Raw genomic sequence first — 16,090 nt, 5'->3', positions numbered from 1 at the left:
CGGCCGTAAAAAAACCCGCTCTTTTGGAGCGGGTTTCGATACCTTGCGCGATTGCCTTACTTCAACGCCTCGAAGACGCGCGTGCGGATTTCGTCGACGGTGCCGAGCCCGGAAATGCGGCGATATTCCGGCGCCTTCAGCCCGTCCGACGGACCGCTCTTCGCCCAGTCGTTGTAGTAGGCGATCAGCGGCTTGGTCTGCGCTTCGTACACGTCGAGACGCTTGCGAACCGTTTCTTCCTTGTCGTCCTCGCGCTGGATCAGCGGTTCGCCGGTAACGTCGTCGAGCATTTCGTTCTTCGGCGGATTGAACGTGACGTGATACGTCCGGCCCGACGCCGCATGCACGCGACGCCCGCTCATGCGCGTGATGATCTCGTCGAACGGAACGTCGATTTCCAGCACGTAGTCGATCACGACGCCGGCGTTCTTCATGGCTTCCGCTTGCGGAATGGTGCGCGGGAAACCGTCGAACAGATAGCCGTTCGTGCAGTCGCTTTCGAGCAGGCGCTCTTTCACCAGATTGATGATGAGCAGATCCGGCACGAGTTCGCCTGCATCCATGAAGCGCTTCGCCTCGACGCCGAGCGGCGAGCCCGCCTTGACGGCCGCGCGCAGCATGTCGCCGGTCGAAATCTGCGGGATGCCGAATTTCTCCTTGATGAAGTTTGCCTGGGTGCCCTTGCCCGCGCCGGGCGCGCCCAACAGGATCAAACGCATGGTGATATCTCCGAATCGTCTAGAAACCGCTCGGCACGAGGCCCGTCACATTGGATGCCGACGCTCGTGCGGCGTCGACGACAGGACGGCGCGGCCGATTCGAAAGCCGGCGCGGCACCCGCGGACAGCGGCGCAACGTTGAGCGTGGCGCTGACCGGGAGGCTCGCGCAATCGCCTGATTATGCCACGGCTCATTACGATCGCGGCCCTAATAGCGACTATGGAAATCGCGATGATGCCCGCCGCACGGGCGTTTGGCGGGGGTATACACCGGTTGCGGGATGCTTTCAGCCGGCGTGGGCGAAGAGCGCCTGGACGCGGGCGAGATCGGCGGGAGTATCGACGCCGGGCGGCGGCGCGTCGTGCGTCACGCGCACCGCGATGCGCTCGCCGTGCCACATCGCGCGCAATTGTTCGAGCGCTTCGGCCGCTTCGATGGGCGCCTGGGCGAGATTCGGGAAGCCGCGCAGGAACTTCGCGCGATACGCGTATAGGCCAATATGTCGCAGGACGTTTTCGGGAACGGCCGATAGCGCGGAGAGCGCGGCGACGTCGGGCCAGTGCGGTTGCCACGCGTCGCGGGTCCAGGGAATCGGCGCGCGCGAGAAATAGAGCGCGACGCTCTTCGCGTCGAGCACGACTTTCACGACGTTCGGATTGAACACGTCGGCGGGATCGTGGATGGGATGCGCGGCCGTGGCGATCGCGCATTCGCCGTGCGCCGCGAGATGCGCGGCGACATCGCGCACGAGTTGCGGATCGACGAGCGGTTCGTCGCCCTGCACGTTGACGACGATCGCGTCGTCGTCCCAGTTGAGGCGCGTCGCGACTTCGGCTAGGCGGTCGGTGCCGGTCGGATGATCGGCGCGCGTGAGCATCACTTCGATGCCGTGATCGCGCGCCGCCTCGACGACGCGGTCGGAATCGGTCGCGACGAGCACCTGGCTCGCGCCGGATTCGCGCGCGCGCTCGGCGACGCGCACGACCATCGGCTTGCCGCCGAGATCCGCGAGCGGCTTGTTCGGCAGGCGCGTGGACGCGAGGCGCGCGGGAATGACGGCGATGAACGGCACGGACATGGTGACGGTTCCGCGGCGCTTACGCGTCGCCGACGGGCTTGAGCGGCTCGACGGGCGTGCCTTCGACCGTCTGGCGCGCTTCGTCGACGAGCATCACGGGAATGCCGTCGCGGATCGGATAGGCGAGCTTGTCCGCGTTGCAGACGAGTTCCTGCGCGCCGCGGTCGTAGTTGAGCGGACCCTTGCAGATCGGGCAGACGAGGATTTCAAGCAGACGTGCGTCCACGGAGTTTCTCCACAACGAGAGCGATGAGGCGAGGCCTGAGCACGGCCTGCACGGGAACGACCCAGATGCGCGCATCGCGCCAGGCCCCGAATTTTACTGCATCCTTCTCGGTGATCAGGATGGCGTCCGCCTCCACGGCGGCGAACGGATTCTCGCGATACGCGTAGTGGTCCGGGAAGGCGCGCGTCGCGGGCGCGATGCCCGCCGCGCGCAGCGTCGCGAAGAATCGCTCGGGCGATCCGATGCCCGCCGCCGCGACCACTTTCTCGCCCGCGAACGCGGCGAGCGGACGGCGCACGGAGGGATCGTCGAGTAGCCACGCGTCGCCGGATTCGAGTTCCAGCGCGAACGTGTTCGGCCACGGCGGCAGCGTGCGGTCGTACGGACTGTTGATGAGCGTGGCGTCGCGATGACGCGACATCGGCTCGCGCAGCGGTCCGGCGGGCAGCAGGAAGCCGTTGCCGCCCAGGCGGTCGTCGAATACGACGAGTTCGAATGCGCGAGTGAGGCGATAGTGCTGCAGGCCGTCGTCGCTCACGATCACGTCCACGTTCGGATGCGCCTGCAACAGCGCGCGCGCGGCCGCGACGCGGTCCGGGCACACGAACACCGGCGCGTGCGTGCGGCGCGCGATCAAGAGCGGCTCGTCGCCGACCTGCGCGGCGGCGCTCGCCGGCGTGACGCTCGTCGGCTGCGCGATCTTCGCGCCGTATCCGCGCGAGACGACGCCCGGCTGAAAGCCCGCCGCCCGCAGCGCTTCGACGAGCGCGATCACGGTCGGCGTCTTGCCGGTCCCGCCGACGGTCACGTTGCCGACGACGACCACCGGCACGCCGACATCGACGCGCTTCATCCAGCCGAGTTCGTAGCATGCGCGGCGCGTCGCGGCGATCGCGCCGAAAATGCACGCGAAGGGCGTCAGCGCCCACGCGACGGGACCGCGCCGGCGCCATTGGCGGGCGAGGAAATTTTCGATCGGCGGCTTGAAGTCAGACATGGACCGCCTTTGCGTCGGGGCGCGGCAAAGAGGTCGGATACGGCAGGGCGCGCAACGGCAACTCCTTCGGTTTCGGTCTCTCGTTGAACGGTTCGACCGGCGCGGCGCGCTCGAGGTCCAAGGCTTTGCTTAAAGCCCGGACGGCGTCGCGCCGATGCACGAACCCGGCACTCTATCGCGCGAGCGGGCCGCGCGCCAGTCGCGGCTCGAGGCGCGCGTCCTGTGGATAACTCTGTGAAGAACTCGCCGCCCAAAACGGCGGAATCCGCGATGGGAAAGAGTTGCTTCGGGAAAAGCGCCCGTCTATTAAGATTTTTCTCATCGAATCAAAGGCTTGCCACGAACTCACAAGCCTTTCAAGGTCATCGCGGACGCGCTTCGGTAAGTCTTTCTTTGTGGACACTTGTTACACTGGCACGCATCTGTCCAGACCGGCCGGCATCGGCGCGGTCCGCTTACATCGACTTCAGGCCATGACTCCCGACTCCTTGCCGACGCCAGGCGGCGACGCCGTCATTCCCGTTTCCGTCCTCAATCGCGCGATCGGCACGATGCTCGAACGGTCGTTTCCGCTCGTGTGGGTGTCGGGGGAAGTATCGAATTTCACGCGCGCCGCGAGCGGCCACTGGTACTTTTCGATCAAGGACGCCAACGCGCAGATGCGCTGCGTGATGTTCCGCAGCCGCGCCCAGTACGCCGAATTCACGCCGCGCGAAGGCGACAAGATCGAAGTCCGCGCGCTCGTCACGATGTACGAGCCGCGCGGCGAACTGCAACTGAGCGTCGAAGCGGTGCGGCGCACCGGCCAGGGACGGCTGTATGAGGCGTTCCTGCGGCTCAAGGCGCAACTCGAAAGCGAAGGACTCTTCGCCGCCGAGCGCAAGCGCAAGTTGCCGACGCATCCGCGCGGCATCGGCATCGTCACGTCGCTGCAGGCGGCCGCGTTGCGCGATGTGCTCACCACGCTCGCGCGCCGTGCGCCGCACGTGCCGGTCATCGTGTATCCGGCGCCGGTGCAGGGCGCGGGCGTCGGCGCGAAGCTCGCGGCGATGGTCGAAGCCGCCAACGCGCGGCGCGAAGTCGATGTGCTGATCGTGTGCCGTGGCGGCGGGTCGATCGAAGACTTGTGGGCGTTCAACGAGGAAGTGCTGGCGCGCGCGATTGCGGCGAGCAGGCTGCCGGTGGTGAGCGGCGTGGGTCACGAAACGGACTTCACCATCGCCGATTTTGCCGCCGATGTCCGCGCGCCCACGCCGACCGGCGCGGCGGAACTCGTCAGCCCGCAGCGCGTATTGCTGTTGCGCGAGCTGGATCATCGGCACGCGGCGCTCGCGCGCGGCTTCGGCCGGTCGATGGAGCGTCGCGCGCAGCAACTCGACTGGCTCGCGCGGCGGCTCGTGAGTCCCGCCGAACGGCTTGCGCGGCAGCGCGTGCATCTGCGGCAACTGGCGAGCCGGCTCGCGGCGGCGGGCGCGCGCCCCGTGCGCGACGCGCGCGCGCATTTCGCGCTGGTGCGGTATCGATGGGAACGCAAGCGTCCGGATATCGCCGCGCAAAGCGAGCATGTGCAGCGGCTCGCGGGGCGCATCAGGCAGGCGAGCGAGCGTCGGCGGGAGCGCGAGAAGGCGTGCTTGTCGGAGTTGTCGGCGCGCTTGCAGGTGCTGAGTCCGCAGCGCACGCTCGAACGCGGCTACGCTGCGTTGATCGACGCGCAAACGGGCCGCGCGTTGCGTGCGCCGACTGCGCTGAAGCCGAAACGCGCGCTCACCGTGCATCTCGCGGAAGGATCGGCGGACGTGCTGCTCGCCGATGTCCAGTCGCGTCTGTCGGACGAATTCTGAAGCGGACGCGGCGCATTTTTGACGTGCCGCGATCCCGTTCGATGCATCATCGCGAGCACTTTTTACGCCGCTTTTAGCGGTATGAAAGCGATCTTGCTCATAAAGGCGCGCGGTTTGCGGGGTTATCCCAACTCGCCTACAATCCATTGCTCCACTGCTTCACTCCTCACAGTCCCACAATTCACATAGAAAGGAAGCTCGCAATCATGGAACATAAGCTCCCGCCGCTGCCGTTCGCCAAGAACGCGCTCGCTCCGCACATGTCGGAAGAAACGCTCGAGTATCACTATGGCAAGCACCACCAGACCTATGTGACGAAGCTCAACGAGCTGATCCAGGGCACCGAATTCGAGAACATGTCGCTCGAAGAGATCGTGAAGAAGTCGTCGGGCGGCGTGTTCAACAACTCGGCCCAGACGTGGAACCACACGTTCTTCTGGAACAGCCTGTCGCCGAACGGCGGCGGCGCTCCGAGCGGCGCGCTGGCCGACGCCATCAACGCCAAGTACGGTTCGTTCGACAAGTTCAAGGAAGAGTTCGCGAAGGTCGCCGTGGGCACGTTCGGCTCGGGCTGGACCTGGCTCGTGAAGAAGACCGACGGCACGCTCGACATCGTGTCGACGAGCAACGCCGCCACGCCGCTCACCACCGACAGCAAGCCGCTGCTGACGCTGGACGTGTGGGAACACGCGTACTACATCGATTATCGCAATGCGCGTCCGAAGTTCATCGAAGCGTTCTGGAACATCGCGAACTGGGACTTCGCCGCGAAGAATTTCGGCGCGTAAGTTCTGTTCGAGCCGGTTTATCTCCGATACCGGCTGAAACGAAAAAGCCCTCCGCGCGAGGGCTTTTTTGCGTCCGTTCGACTCGCGATGCGATTCACGCCGACAGTTAAAATGGCGGTCTCGTCGCACGCATCGCACGCATTCGCATCATGAAACGCTTCGCAGCTTTATGCCTCACGGCGTGGTCGGCCGCCGCGCTGCTTTATTTCGGGCGGCATTCGACCGCGTTCATCGTTCTCTCGGGCGTGCTCGCGCTGGCGGGCTTCGACCTGTTGCGGCCGGAATCGAACGAAGAGTCGTAAATTACTTCGGATAACTTTATTTCTGCCGATGCCGCGCCGATCACCGGCGTCGCGGCGCCGCTTCCCAGTTGATATCGACGCATAGCACCTGCAAGCCATAAGGCGTTTGCGCCGCGATCGACGCCGTCACGCACAAGTGCGCCTCGTTGATCGACAAATACGGCGCGGTCAGATGCACGCGCCCCGGCGCACGCAGCGCCTCGATGAAATACGGCCGGCGTTCCCAGCTCGCGCCTTCCGAATGCAGCAGCGGGCTAAAGCGCTTCGCGCGCTGCGACGTGCGCACGACCGGCACGACGTTATCGCCGATCTGCCGGCCGGCGTGATCGAGCAGGAAGCAGCGCGCGGTATCGGCGAGTTGCAGCAGCTCGCTCGTCGCGGTCATCAACGTTTCGCCTTCCATCAGCTTGACGGCCGCGCGTTCCAGTCCGCTCACGTACGGCTCGAGACGCGTCGCCTGCGCGCGCTCGCGGGCCGCGACGCGTTCGCGCGATGCAGCGGACAGCGCATCCATCGTGCCGGCGGCGACTTCGCTGTGCACGGCATCGACGCTCGGCTGCGCGAAATAGGCGCCCTGCACGAAATCGACGTTGCATTCCAGCGCGATGAGCGCGTCGCGCTCGGTCGTCAGGCCGCCCATCAGCACGAGCTGCCCGGATTCGTGCAGCAGCGACACGAGCCGCGGCAGCACGCGTTCGATATGCGAATGCTCGGTCGCCTGCTGAAGGATGCAGCGGTCGAGCGTCACGATGTCCGGCCGCAGATGCCACACGCGATCGATGTTCGAATGCTTCACGCCGAAGCCGTCGAGCGCGATCAGAAAGCCCGACTTGCGCAGCGAATCGACGATTTCCGTGAAGCGCGTCGTCTCGCCGCCCGCCTGCTCGGGCACTTCGAGCACCACGCGCTGCGGCGGCAAGCCGATGTCCTTGAGCGCGGCGAGGAGGGCGTCGCCGTAACTCGTGTCCATCAGCGCGGCGGGGTGAAGGCTCAGGAAGAGCCATTCGTCGTGGCTGTCGAAAGCGTTGAAGTTGCCGAGATGAAGCGATTCCGCGAGCCGCCCGAGTTCGAGCAGGTCGCCGCGGCGCGCGGCCTGTGTGAAGACTTCATGCGACGGCACATGCCGATGCGTATCGTCCCGCGCACGCAGCGACGCGTGATAGCCGATCGCGCGCCGGTGCGACACCGAAAACACCGGCTGGAACACGCTGAAAACGGTGTACTCGCCGTACAGCACGGTGCGACGCGAGCCGTCGTCGCCGGCGACCGGTCGCGGCGGCTGGAAGCGGGGAGGATCGATGTCAACCATGCTCATGGTCTGGGCGCGCGGGAATCGGCTTATTGAGATATCGCCAGTTTACAAGATCGGGCGTTCGATCGTTCGAGCAAAAAGCGTGCGAATCGAATGTCGGCCGGACGTTGCGCGGCATTCGTGTGTGCATTGGCGATGCCAGCGAAACGACGCATCGCGAGAACGTCGCGTCGCGGTGCCGGGCGCACCGGGGCGGTGCGGCGCGCACTTCGGGATGGCGAATCGCCCGCGCATCCTTCAGTTCGATTCCTGCGGATCCGGCTTTCGCGCCGCGCCGCGCACTTCCGGCGCGAGTTGCCCGAAAATCCACGCCGTCGCCGCCGTGATCACGCCCACGCAGAGAAACGTCGCGTGGAACGCAGGCAGCGAGTTCGTCTCCGTCACGCGCGGCAGAAGTCCGGTGAAAGTCGAGAGAATCGCGCCGGCGACCGTCACGCCGAGGCTCATCGAGAGCATCTGCACGAGCGAGAACAGGCTGTTGCCGCTGCTTGCGCCGCCCGTGCCCAGGTCTTTCAGCGTGAGCGTGTTCATCGCGGTGAACTGCATCGAATTGACGGAGCCGAACGCGGCGAGCTGCACGAGGCGCAGCCAGAGCGGCTGATGCGCGCTCGTCAGCGAAAAGCTCGCCATCATCAGGCCGACGAGCACGGTGTTCACCACGAGCACCGGCCGATAGCCGAAGCGCTCGATCAGCCGCGTCACGAGCCGCTTGCTCGCCATGCCGGCGGCGGCGACGGGCAGCATCATCATGCCGGCTTCGAACGCGCTGTAGCCGAGGCTCACTTGCAGCAGCAGCGGAATCAGATAAGGCATCGCGCCGCTGCCGATGCGCGCGAACAGATTGCCGAGCAAGCCGACGCTGAACGTGTGGATCTTGAACAGATCGAGCGGGAAGAGGGGTTGCGCGGCGCGCGTCGCGTGCAGGCCGTACGCGACGAAGCAGCCGAAGCTGAGAATAAGCAGCACGAGCACGATGGCGTGCTGCAAGCCGAGATCGGCGAGGCCGTCGAGCGAAATCGTCAGCGCGACCATGCCGATGGCGAGCAGCAGATAGCCCGCGAGATCGAAGCGCGGTGTCGCGGGATTGCGGCTGTCGGGCATGTACAGATTCGTCGCGATGCAGCCGATCACGCCCACCGGCACGTTGATCAGAAAGATCCAGTGCCACGACGCGATCTGCACGAGCCAGCCGCCGAGCGTCGGTCCGATGAGCGGTCCGATCAGCCCCGGAATCGCGACGAACGCGAGCGCGGACAGATAGCGCTCCGCCGGAAACACGCGCAGCACGGCGAGCCGTCCGACGGGCAGCAGCATCGCGCCGCCGACGCCCTGCACCACGCGATACGCGACGAGCGCCTGCAGCGACTGCGCCTTCGCGCACAACAGCGAGCCGACGGTGAACACGAGGATCGCGCTGAAGAACACGCGCTTCGTGCCGAGCTTGTCCGCGAGCCAGCCGGAGACGGGAATCATCATCGCCATCGTGAGCGAGTAGGCGATCACGACGCCCTGCATGCGCAGCGGCGCTTCGCCGAGGCTTCGCGCCATGGCGGGCAAAGCGGTGTTGACGATCGTGGAATCGAGCGTCTGCATGAAGAAGCCCGTGGCCACGAGCCACAGCATGATGGAAAGCGATCGGTCGGACGGCTGGGCTGCGGCGGTATCGGTCATGGGCGGGCGACGTCGTTATTTGCGCAGTTCGGCGACGAAGTCGTAGTAGTCGTTGCGACAGTAGGTATCGGTCAGCTCGATCGCGCGCTGATCGGCGGTATAGCCCACGCGCGTGATGAGCAGCAGCGCGTCGTGCGGCGCGATGCCCATCTGCTCAGCAATCTCCGGGCTCGCGTTCACCGCGCGGAAATGCTGGAGCGCGCGGACGATGGAGAGGCCGCGCGCATCGAGATAGCTGTAGAGCGAATCGCCGATGGAAAGCGGATCCGGGATGAGCGAGGCGGGGAAGGTGGAATCCTCGACGGCCATCACGGTGTCGTCGGCGAGGCGCAGGCGTTTCAGGCGCGTGACGGCCGCGGCGGGCGATAGACCGAGCTGGATGACTTCTTCGCGATTGGCCGGCTCGATAGTGCGCGAGAGCCATTTGGAACTGGGCTGGAAGCCGCGTCGCCGGAGCATTTCGGAGAAGCTGGAGAGCCGCGAGAGCGGGTCTTCGTAGCGCGGCCGGATGAAGCTGCCGGCGCCTTGCTCGCGTCGAATGAGCCCTTGTTCGACGAGCAGCGCGATGGCTTTTCTCGACGTGATCCGCGATACGCCGAGCGCTTCGGACAACACGCGTTCCGAGGGCAACGCTTCGCCGGCGTTCCAGCGATTGTCGTGGATGGCGTCGGTGAGCTTGCGGGCGAGTTGGAGATAAAGCGGCGTATCGCTGTCCGGGTCCGGGCGCAAGTCGCGCCAGCGGTCTTCCGAGGTCGAGTTCATAAATCGGACGCTGTGGGCTAAGCGGCGATTTTAAGACAAAGCGTGGAGACGAAGGGGAGTGCCGACGCTTACTCTGCATGCCGCGCCGACATCACGGTGAGCCTCGAACGAACGATGACAGTCACTCAGCCCACGACCCGCCTCTGGGATTCCGCCGAACACCTGCGAACCGACGACGACATCGCCGAGTACTTCGACGCGTGCCTTCAGGAAGGCGCTGACGATCCCGCTTTCATCGCGCATGCGCTCGGTGTGATCGCCCGGGCGCGCGGCATGGCGCAAGTTGCGCGCGACAGCGGCATCAGCCGCGAAGGGCTTTATAAAGCGTTGTCCGAAGACGGGAACCCGAGCTTCGGCACGATCCTGAAAGTCGTCAAAGCGCTCGGGCTTCGACTGCACGGCTCGAAAGCCGGCTCCTAGCGACAGTCGGAACGCGCGCGGCCTCACGCCGTCGCCGCCCCGCCAACCCCGCGCCCCGCCCGCATATAAAGCGCGACCGACAACGCCACGGCCATCGCCGCCGCGACCGCCGCGAACAGGAACACCGATCCATACCCGAACTCGCCCGCGACATATCCCGCGAGCGGCCCGGTCAATCCGAGCGACAAATCCAGGAACACGGAATACGCCGACAGCGCCGCGCCCCGGCTCGCGGGCGGCACGAGTCCGACCGCCTCGACGCCGAGCGCCGGAAACACCAGCGCGAAGCCGCAGCCGGTCAGCGCCGCGCCCGCGAGCGCGAACGTCGGTTCCGCCGAAAGCCACAGCATCAACAAACCGGCGCATTCGAGCGCGAACGACACGATCGCCACGCGGAATCCGCCGTACGTCTTGATCGTGTTCGCGAACAGCAGGCGCGCGCCGACGAACGTCGTGCCGAACACGGTCAGCGAAAGCGCGGCGTTCGGCCAGTTATGCGCCGCGTAGAAAAGCGTGATGAACGTCGCGATCGACCCGAAGCCCGCCGATCCGAGCGCCAACCCGAAACCATACGGCAGCACGCGGAAGAACACGCTGCGATACGACATCCGCTCGCCGTGGACCACGGGCACGCTCGCCATGCGCGTCGCGAGCCAGTAGCCGATCGCGCCCAGCGCAATCACGATCAGCGCAAGCGCGCCGAAGCCCAGCGAATGATCGACCGCGACGCCGAGCGGCGCACCGATCGCCAGCGCGCCGTAAGTCGCGATGCCGTTCCACGAAATCACCTTCGCGTTATGCGCGACGCCCACGCGCCCGATGCCCCACGTGATCGATCCCGTCCCGACCCAGCTTTCGCCGAAGCCCAGCACGAGCCGCGCGACGACCAGCAGCGCGAGGCTCACCGCATGCCATTGCGCCGCGAGCGCCGATCCCAGCAGCAGCACGCCGCTCGCCGCGCACGCGGCCAGCCCGTAGAGCACGGTCTTCTTCGGCCCGAGCGTGTCGGCGGTGCGGCCCGCGAGCGGACGCGAAAGCAGCGTCGCGAAGTACTGCACGCTGATCGCGGCGCCCGCCATCACCGAGCCATAGCCGAGATCCGTGTGCACGAAGCCCGGCAGCACCGCGAGCGGAATGCCGATCGTCAGGTAGCACAGGAACGTGTACAGCACGACCGACACGATGCGTAAGGTGACGGCCAGATCGCTTTGCGGCGCGGCGGTGCGGGACTCGGTGGACATAGGGAAAGTGCGGGGTTGAACTCGGCGGGAAGCCGTGATTCTCCCATATGTTGCGGCGCAACGTCGCGGGCGTTTTGTAACCGGATAGACCAAATCGCGTTCGCGGACGATCGTGCGGTATCCGCGCGAGCCTTGCCGGATAAGGCTTCGCGGACTTATCGCGACACGAATATGTCGTACATGCAATGTCGGCTATGGGTCACGGATATTGGCAGTGATAGCTTTCGAACCATCGAGGCGGTCGGACTAATCTGAAAATGATGCCGCCGATCCTCACCGCCACCGGCTGCGCACCCCGCGCAACCAGCAAGAAGCATCAAAGCCCCGCGAGACACGATTCCATGAGCGAGCCCATCCGTTTCTACCATCGCAACGCCATTCGCGAAGTCAGCGGCGCGTCCACCACGCGCACCGTCCTGCAATACCTGCGCGAAGACGCGCGCTGCACCGGCACCAAGGAAGGCTGCGCCGAAGGCGATTGCGGCGCGTGCACGGTCGTCGTCGGGGAGCCGGACGGCGCGGGCGGCGTCGCGTTCAAGGCGGTCAACGCGTGCGTGCAGTTCCTGCCGACGCTCGATGGCCGCGCGCTCTTCACCGTCGAAGATCTGCGCCAGCCGGACGGCTCGCTGCATCCGGTGCAGCAGGCGCTCGTCGATTGTCACGGTTCGCAGTGCGGCTTCTGCACGCCGGGCTTCGCCATGTCGATGTTCGCGCTCTACGAAAAGCACGGTCACGCGAGCGCGAATTGCGCGCACAAGAGCGTGCCGTCGCGCCAGGAAATCAGCGATGCGCTCACGGGCAATCTGTGCCGCTGCACGGGGTATCGGCCGATCATCGATGCCGCCGAGCGCATGTTCGATCACGCGCCGCTCGCGCCGCTCAATGCCGAATCGCTCGCGCGCACGCTCGATACGATGAAGCGCGGCGACACGTTCCACTACGAGCACGCCGGCCGCGCGTTCGACGCGCCGCGCACCGTCGAAGCCCTCGCGCAACTCAAGGCGCAGAAGCCGGGCGCGCGCCTGCTCGCGGGCAGCACGGACGTCGGCTTGTGGGTGACGAAGCAGTTGCGCGATCTCGGCGACGTCATCTACATCGGCCAGATCGAGGCGATGAAGCGCGTCGAGACCACGGACGAGTGGATCGAAATCGGCGCGGGCGTGACGGTCGAGCGCGCGTATGCCGAGTTGTTCAAGACGTATCCCGAACTCGAGGAAATGTGGCTGCGCTTCGCGTCATTGCCGATCCGCAACGCGGGCACGATCGGCGGCAACGTCGCGAACGGCTCGCCCATCGGCGATTCGATGCCCGGCCTCATCGCGCTGAACGCACGCGTGGTGCTGGCGAGCATCGACGGAACGCGCGAGATGCCGCTCGAAGATTTGTACCTCGCGTATCAGAGGAAGGACATGGCGGAGCACGAATTCGTCGCCGCGATCCGCGTGCCGACGCGCGCCGGCACGCGCGCGAATCTGCGCTTTCGCACGTACAAGCTCTCGAAGCGCTTCGACTCCGATATCTCCGCCGTGTGCGCCGCGTTCGCATATATCGCGGATGGCGACGTGATCCGCGAGCCGCGCGTCGCGTTCGGCGGCATGGCGGCGACGCCTAAGCGCGCCGCGCGCACCGAAGCCGTGCTCGCCGATGCGCAATGGCACGAAGCGACCGCGCAAGCCGCGATGCGCGCGCTCGCCGACGACTACGCGCCGCTCACCGACATGCGCGCGTCGAGCGCGTATCGGCTGGATACGGCGAAGAGCCTGCTGTATCGCTTCTGGCTGGAGACACGTCCGCATAATCCCGTCGCGAAATCGAAGCTGGATGTGCGCGCGATCGAACTCGTCGAAGTGAAGTGAGGACACAGACAAATGAATCAGCAAGCCGAAGCCTTTCTCGCCGAAGCGCAATCCGCCGCCGAAGCCGCCGACGATTTCAAGCAGGTCCACGTTTCGCGTCCGCATGAATCGGCGCATCTGCATGTGAGCGGGCGCGCAAGCTATACGGACGACATCCCGCTCGTCGCGGGCACGCTGCACGCCGCGCTCGGTCTCAGCCCGAAGGCGCACGCGAAGATCGTCTCGATGAATCTCGATGCCGTGCGCGCGACGCCCGGCGTCGTCGCCGTCTTCACCGCCGACGACATTCCCGGCGTCAACGACTGCGGCCCAATCATCCACGACGATCCGATTCTCGCGCCCGGCGTCGTGCAGTACGTCGGCCAGCCGATGTTCATCGTCGTCGCGACGTCGCACGATACGGCGCGGCTCGCGGCGCGTCGCGCGGACATCGCGTTCGAAGACTTGCCCGCCGTGCTCACCGCCGAGGACGCGCGGCGCGCGCAATCGTACGTGCTCAATCCGCTGAAGCTCTCGCGCGGCGACGCGGCGGGCCGCATGTCGAAGGCCGCGCATCACGAACGCGGCGCGATGAAGCTCGGCGGCCAGGAACAGTTCTATCTCGAAGGCCAGATCGCGTACGCCGTGCCGAAGGACGACGACGGCATGCACGTGTACTGCTCGACGCAGCATCCGACCGAGATGCAGCATCTCGTCGCGCACGTGCTCGGCGTGCAGTCGCATAACGTGCTCGTCGAATGCCGGCGCATGGGCGGCGGCTTCGGCGGCAAGGAATCTCAATCGGGGATGTTCGCGTGCTGCGCGTCGCTGGCGGCGTGGAAGCTCTTGTGCCCGGTCAAGCTGCGCCCCGATCGCGACGACGACATGATGATCACCGGCAAGCGCCACGACTTCGTGTACGACTTCGAAGTCGGCTACGACGATGACGGCGTGATCGAAGGCGTCGCCGTCGACATGACGTCGCGCTGCGGCTTTTCCGCCGACCTTTCCGGCCCGGTGATGACGCGCGCCGTCTGTCACTTCGACAACGCGTACTGGCTGTCCGACGTGGCGATCGAAGGCTATTGCGGCAAGACCAACACGCAGTCGAACACCGCGTTTCGCGGCTTCGGCGGGCCGCAGGGCGCGTTCGGCATCGAGTACATCATGGACAACATCGCGCGATCCGTGGGCCGCGATTCGCTCGATGTGCGCCTGGCCAACCTCTACGGCAAGACGGAGAACAACCGAACGCCGTATGGGCAGACGGTCGAGGACAACGTGCTGCACGAGTTGCTCGGCGAGCTGGCCGCGACGAGCGACTATCGCCGCCGCCGCGAAGCCGTGCGCGAGTTCAACGCGAACAACGAGATTCTGAAGAAGGGTTTGGCGCTCACGCCGGTGAAGTTCGGCATCGCGTTCAACGTCACGCACTTCAATCAGGCCGGCGCGCTGGTGCACATCTATACCGATGGCTCGATCCTCGTGAACCACGGCGGCACGGAGATGGGGCAGGGCCTGAACACGAAGGTCGCGCAGGTCGTGGCGCACGAACTTGGCATCGACTTCGGACGCGTGCGCGTGACCGCGACCGATACGAGCAAGGTGGCGAATACGTCGGCGACGGCGGCATCGACGGGAACGGACCTCAACGGCAAGGCCGCGCAGGACGCCGCGCGCCAGTTGCGCGAGCGCCTCGCGTCGTTCGCGGCGGACAAGTTCGGCGCGGGCGCGGTGACGGCGGCGGACGTGCGCTTCGCGAACGATCGCGTGATCGTCGGCGACGACGCGATTCCGTTCGGCGAAGTCGTCGCGAAGGCATATCTCGCGCGCGTGCAGTTGTGGTCCGACGGCTTTTACGCGACGCCCAAGCTCTACTGGGATCAGGCGTCGATGCAGGGCCGCCCGTTCTACTACTACTCGTACGGCGCGGCGGTGTCCGAAGTGGTCATCGACACGCTCACCGGCGAAATGCGCGTGCTGCGCGCGGATGCGTTGCATGACGTGGGCGCGTCGCTGAATCCGGCGCTCGACATCGGACAAGTGGAAGGCGCGTTCGTGCAGGGCATGGGCTGGCTCACGACCGAGGAACTCTGGTGGAACGACAACGGCAAGCTGATGACGCACGCGCCGTCGACGTACAAGATTCCGACCGTGAACGACATGCCCGCCGACTTCCGCGTGTCGCTCTTCAAGAATCGCAACGCGGAGGACAGCATTCATCGCTCGAAGGCCGTCGGCGAGCCGCCGCTTCTGCTGCCGTTCTCGGTGTTCTTCGCGATCCGCGATGCGGTCTCGGCGGTCGGCGATCACAAGGTGAATCCGCCGCTGAACGCGCCGGCGACGGCCGAGGAAATTCTGCGCGCCGTCAACGCGGTGAGGAGCGCGCGCTCATGATGCACGTCGTGTTGTTCGGCGCGGGCCACGTCGGCCACGCGCTCGCGAAGGTGCTCGGGATGCTGCCGTGCGTCGTCCAGTGGGTTGATGCGCGCGACGAACTCTTCCCCGACGAAGTCCCGGCCAACGTGCAGATCGAAGCGACGGACACGCCGGACGTCATCGTCGATGAAGCGCCCGCCGGGGCGTATTTCATCGTGATGACGCACGATCATTCGCTCGACTTCGCGCTCACGCAGCGGATCATGCGGCGCGACGACTTCGCGTATTTCGGGCTGATCGGATCGGCGACGAAGCGGGTGAAGTTCGAGCGCAGATTAGTCGAACGTGGTTTGGCGGCGGAGCGTTTGCGCGAGATGACGTGTCCGATCGGCGTCGAAGGAATCGTCGATAAGGCGCCGCCTTCCATCGCGCTGGCCGTTGCGGCGGAACTGTTGCGCGTGCGGGAAACGACGGGGCGATTCTCTTCGACGAGGGCGTTCGTTACGGCGTGAACGCCT

General features: G+C 65.9%; 15 protein-coding genes. 7 read left to right on the top strand and 8 right to left on the bottom strand.

From position 1 onward, the window contains the following. Window positions 1-56 precede the first annotated feature (56 nt). The 4 genes from adk to lpxK all read right to left on the bottom strand — a co-directional run bounded on the left by adk (window position 57) and on the right by lpxK (window position 3,021). Complete coding sequence (adk, locus tag NCR39_RS10765; RefSeq protein ID WP_250452181.1) at window positions 57-719, bottom strand: adenylate kinase; 663 nt, start codon at window positions 717-719, stop codon at window positions 57-59. A gap of 287 nt (window positions 720-1,006) precedes the next feature. Then, the gene (kdsB, locus tag NCR39_RS10760; protein ID WP_250452180.1) at window positions 1,007-1,798 is read right to left on the bottom strand and encodes a 3-deoxy-manno-octulosonate cytidylyltransferase; all 792 of its coding nucleotides are present in this window, start codon (window positions 1,796-1,798) and stop codon (window positions 1,007-1,009) included. Window positions 1,799-1,817: 19 nt separating this feature from the next. After that, window positions 1,818-2,024 carry a Trm112 family protein gene (locus NCR39_RS10755; RefSeq protein ID WP_087128509.1) on the bottom strand — a complete coding sequence of 69 codons (207 nt, stop codon included), beginning with the start codon at window positions 2,022-2,024 and terminating at the stop codon, window positions 1,818-1,820. Then, a complete protein-coding gene (gene lpxK, locus NCR39_RS10750) occupies window positions 2,005-3,021 on the bottom strand; it encodes a tetraacyldisaccharide 4'-kinase (RefSeq protein ID WP_250452179.1) in 1,017 nt (338 codons plus the stop codon). Before lpxK ends, NCR39_RS10755 begins: the two co-directional genes overlap by 20 nt. Window positions 3,022-3,494: 473 nt before the next feature. Between lpxK and xseA the strand changes: the two genes are divergently transcribed. The 3 genes from xseA (at window position 3,495) to NCR39_RS10735 (ending at window position 5,952) form a co-directional block, all read left to right on the top strand. Beyond that, on the top strand, window positions 3,495-4,862 hold the full coding sequence (gene xseA, locus NCR39_RS10745; RefSeq protein ID WP_250452178.1) for an exodeoxyribonuclease VII large subunit: 1,368 nt from the start codon (window positions 3,495-3,497) through the stop codon (window positions 4,860-4,862). A 206-nt stretch (window positions 4,863-5,068) separates the two neighbouring features. Next, window positions 5,069-5,650 (top strand): superoxide dismutase, encoded by a 582-nt coding sequence (locus NCR39_RS10740; protein WP_250452177.1) that lies wholly within the window; start codon window positions 5,069-5,071, stop codon window positions 5,648-5,650. Window positions 5,651-5,799: 149 nt separating this feature from the next. After that, the gene (locus NCR39_RS10735) at window positions 5,800-5,952 is read left to right on the top strand and encodes a hypothetical protein (protein ID WP_167550969.1); all 153 of its coding nucleotides are present in this window, start codon (window positions 5,800-5,802) and stop codon (window positions 5,950-5,952) included. Between the two features lie 40 nt (window positions 5,953-5,992). Here the strand turns inward: NCR39_RS10735 and NCR39_RS10730 are convergent, their stop codons facing one another. The 3 genes from NCR39_RS10730 to NCR39_RS10720 all read right to left on the bottom strand — a co-directional run bounded on the left by NCR39_RS10730 (window position 5,993) and on the right by NCR39_RS10720 (window position 9,697). Continuing rightward, entirely contained in the window at window positions 5,993-7,267 is a 1,275-nt protein-coding gene (locus NCR39_RS10730) for an EAL domain-containing protein (RefSeq protein ID WP_250452176.1), read from the bottom strand. A 234-nt stretch (window positions 7,268-7,501) separates the two neighbouring features. Continuing rightward, the gene (gene mdtD, locus NCR39_RS10725; protein ID WP_250452175.1) at window positions 7,502-8,935 is read right to left on the bottom strand and encodes a multidrug transporter subunit MdtD; all 1,434 of its coding nucleotides are present in this window, start codon (window positions 8,933-8,935) and stop codon (window positions 7,502-7,504) included. Window positions 8,936-8,950: 15 nt separating this feature from the next. Continuing rightward, entirely contained in the window at window positions 8,951-9,697 is a 747-nt protein-coding gene (locus NCR39_RS10720; protein ID WP_250452174.1) for a GntR family transcriptional regulator, read from the bottom strand. 114 nt (window positions 9,698-9,811) lie between these two features. On the opposite strand from NCR39_RS10720, the gene NCR39_RS10715 reads away from it, so the two are divergent. After that, entirely contained in the window at window positions 9,812-10,117 is a 306-nt protein-coding gene (locus NCR39_RS10715; protein ID WP_250452173.1) for an addiction module antidote protein, read from the top strand. A 23-nt stretch (window positions 10,118-10,140) separates the two neighbouring features. Here NCR39_RS10715 and NCR39_RS10710 read toward each other — a convergent pair whose 3' ends face one another. Continuing rightward, complete coding sequence (locus NCR39_RS10710) at window positions 10,141-11,358, bottom strand: MFS transporter (protein WP_040051097.1); 1,218 nt, start codon at window positions 11,356-11,358, stop codon at window positions 10,141-10,143. A gap of 341 nt (window positions 11,359-11,699) precedes the next feature. On the opposite strand from NCR39_RS10710, the gene xdhA reads away from it, so the two are divergent. The 3 genes from xdhA to xdhC are packed head-to-tail and all read left to right on the top strand — an operon-like array spanning window position 11,700 to window position 16,084. Continuing rightward, window positions 11,700-13,214 carry a xanthine dehydrogenase small subunit gene (xdhA, locus tag NCR39_RS10705; protein ID WP_250452172.1) on the top strand — a complete coding sequence of 505 codons (1,515 nt, stop codon included), beginning with the start codon at window positions 11,700-11,702 and terminating at the stop codon, window positions 13,212-13,214. Window positions 13,215-13,226: 12 nt separating this feature from the next. Continuing rightward, on the top strand, window positions 13,227-15,590 hold the full coding sequence (gene xdhB / locus NCR39_RS10700) for a xanthine dehydrogenase molybdopterin binding subunit (RefSeq protein WP_250452171.1): 2,364 nt from the start codon (window positions 13,227-13,229) through the stop codon (window positions 15,588-15,590). Beyond that, window positions 15,587-16,084, top strand: coding sequence for a xanthine dehydrogenase accessory protein XdhC (gene xdhC, locus NCR39_RS10695; protein WP_250452170.1), 498 nt, complete (start codon window positions 15,587-15,589; stop codon window positions 16,082-16,084). The genes xdhB and xdhC overlap by 4 nt, the downstream gene beginning before the upstream one ends. Window positions 16,085-16,090: the final 6 nt, after the last annotated feature.

Origin of the sequence: Caballeronia sp. ATUFL_M2_KS44 (assembly GCF_023630965.1) — a bacterium.
GTDB lineage: Bacteria > Pseudomonadota > Gammaproteobacteria > Burkholderiales > Burkholderiaceae > Caballeronia > Caballeronia concitans.
Note: the sequence above shows the minus strand (reverse complement) of the source record. Positions and strands in the feature narration are given on the sequence as shown.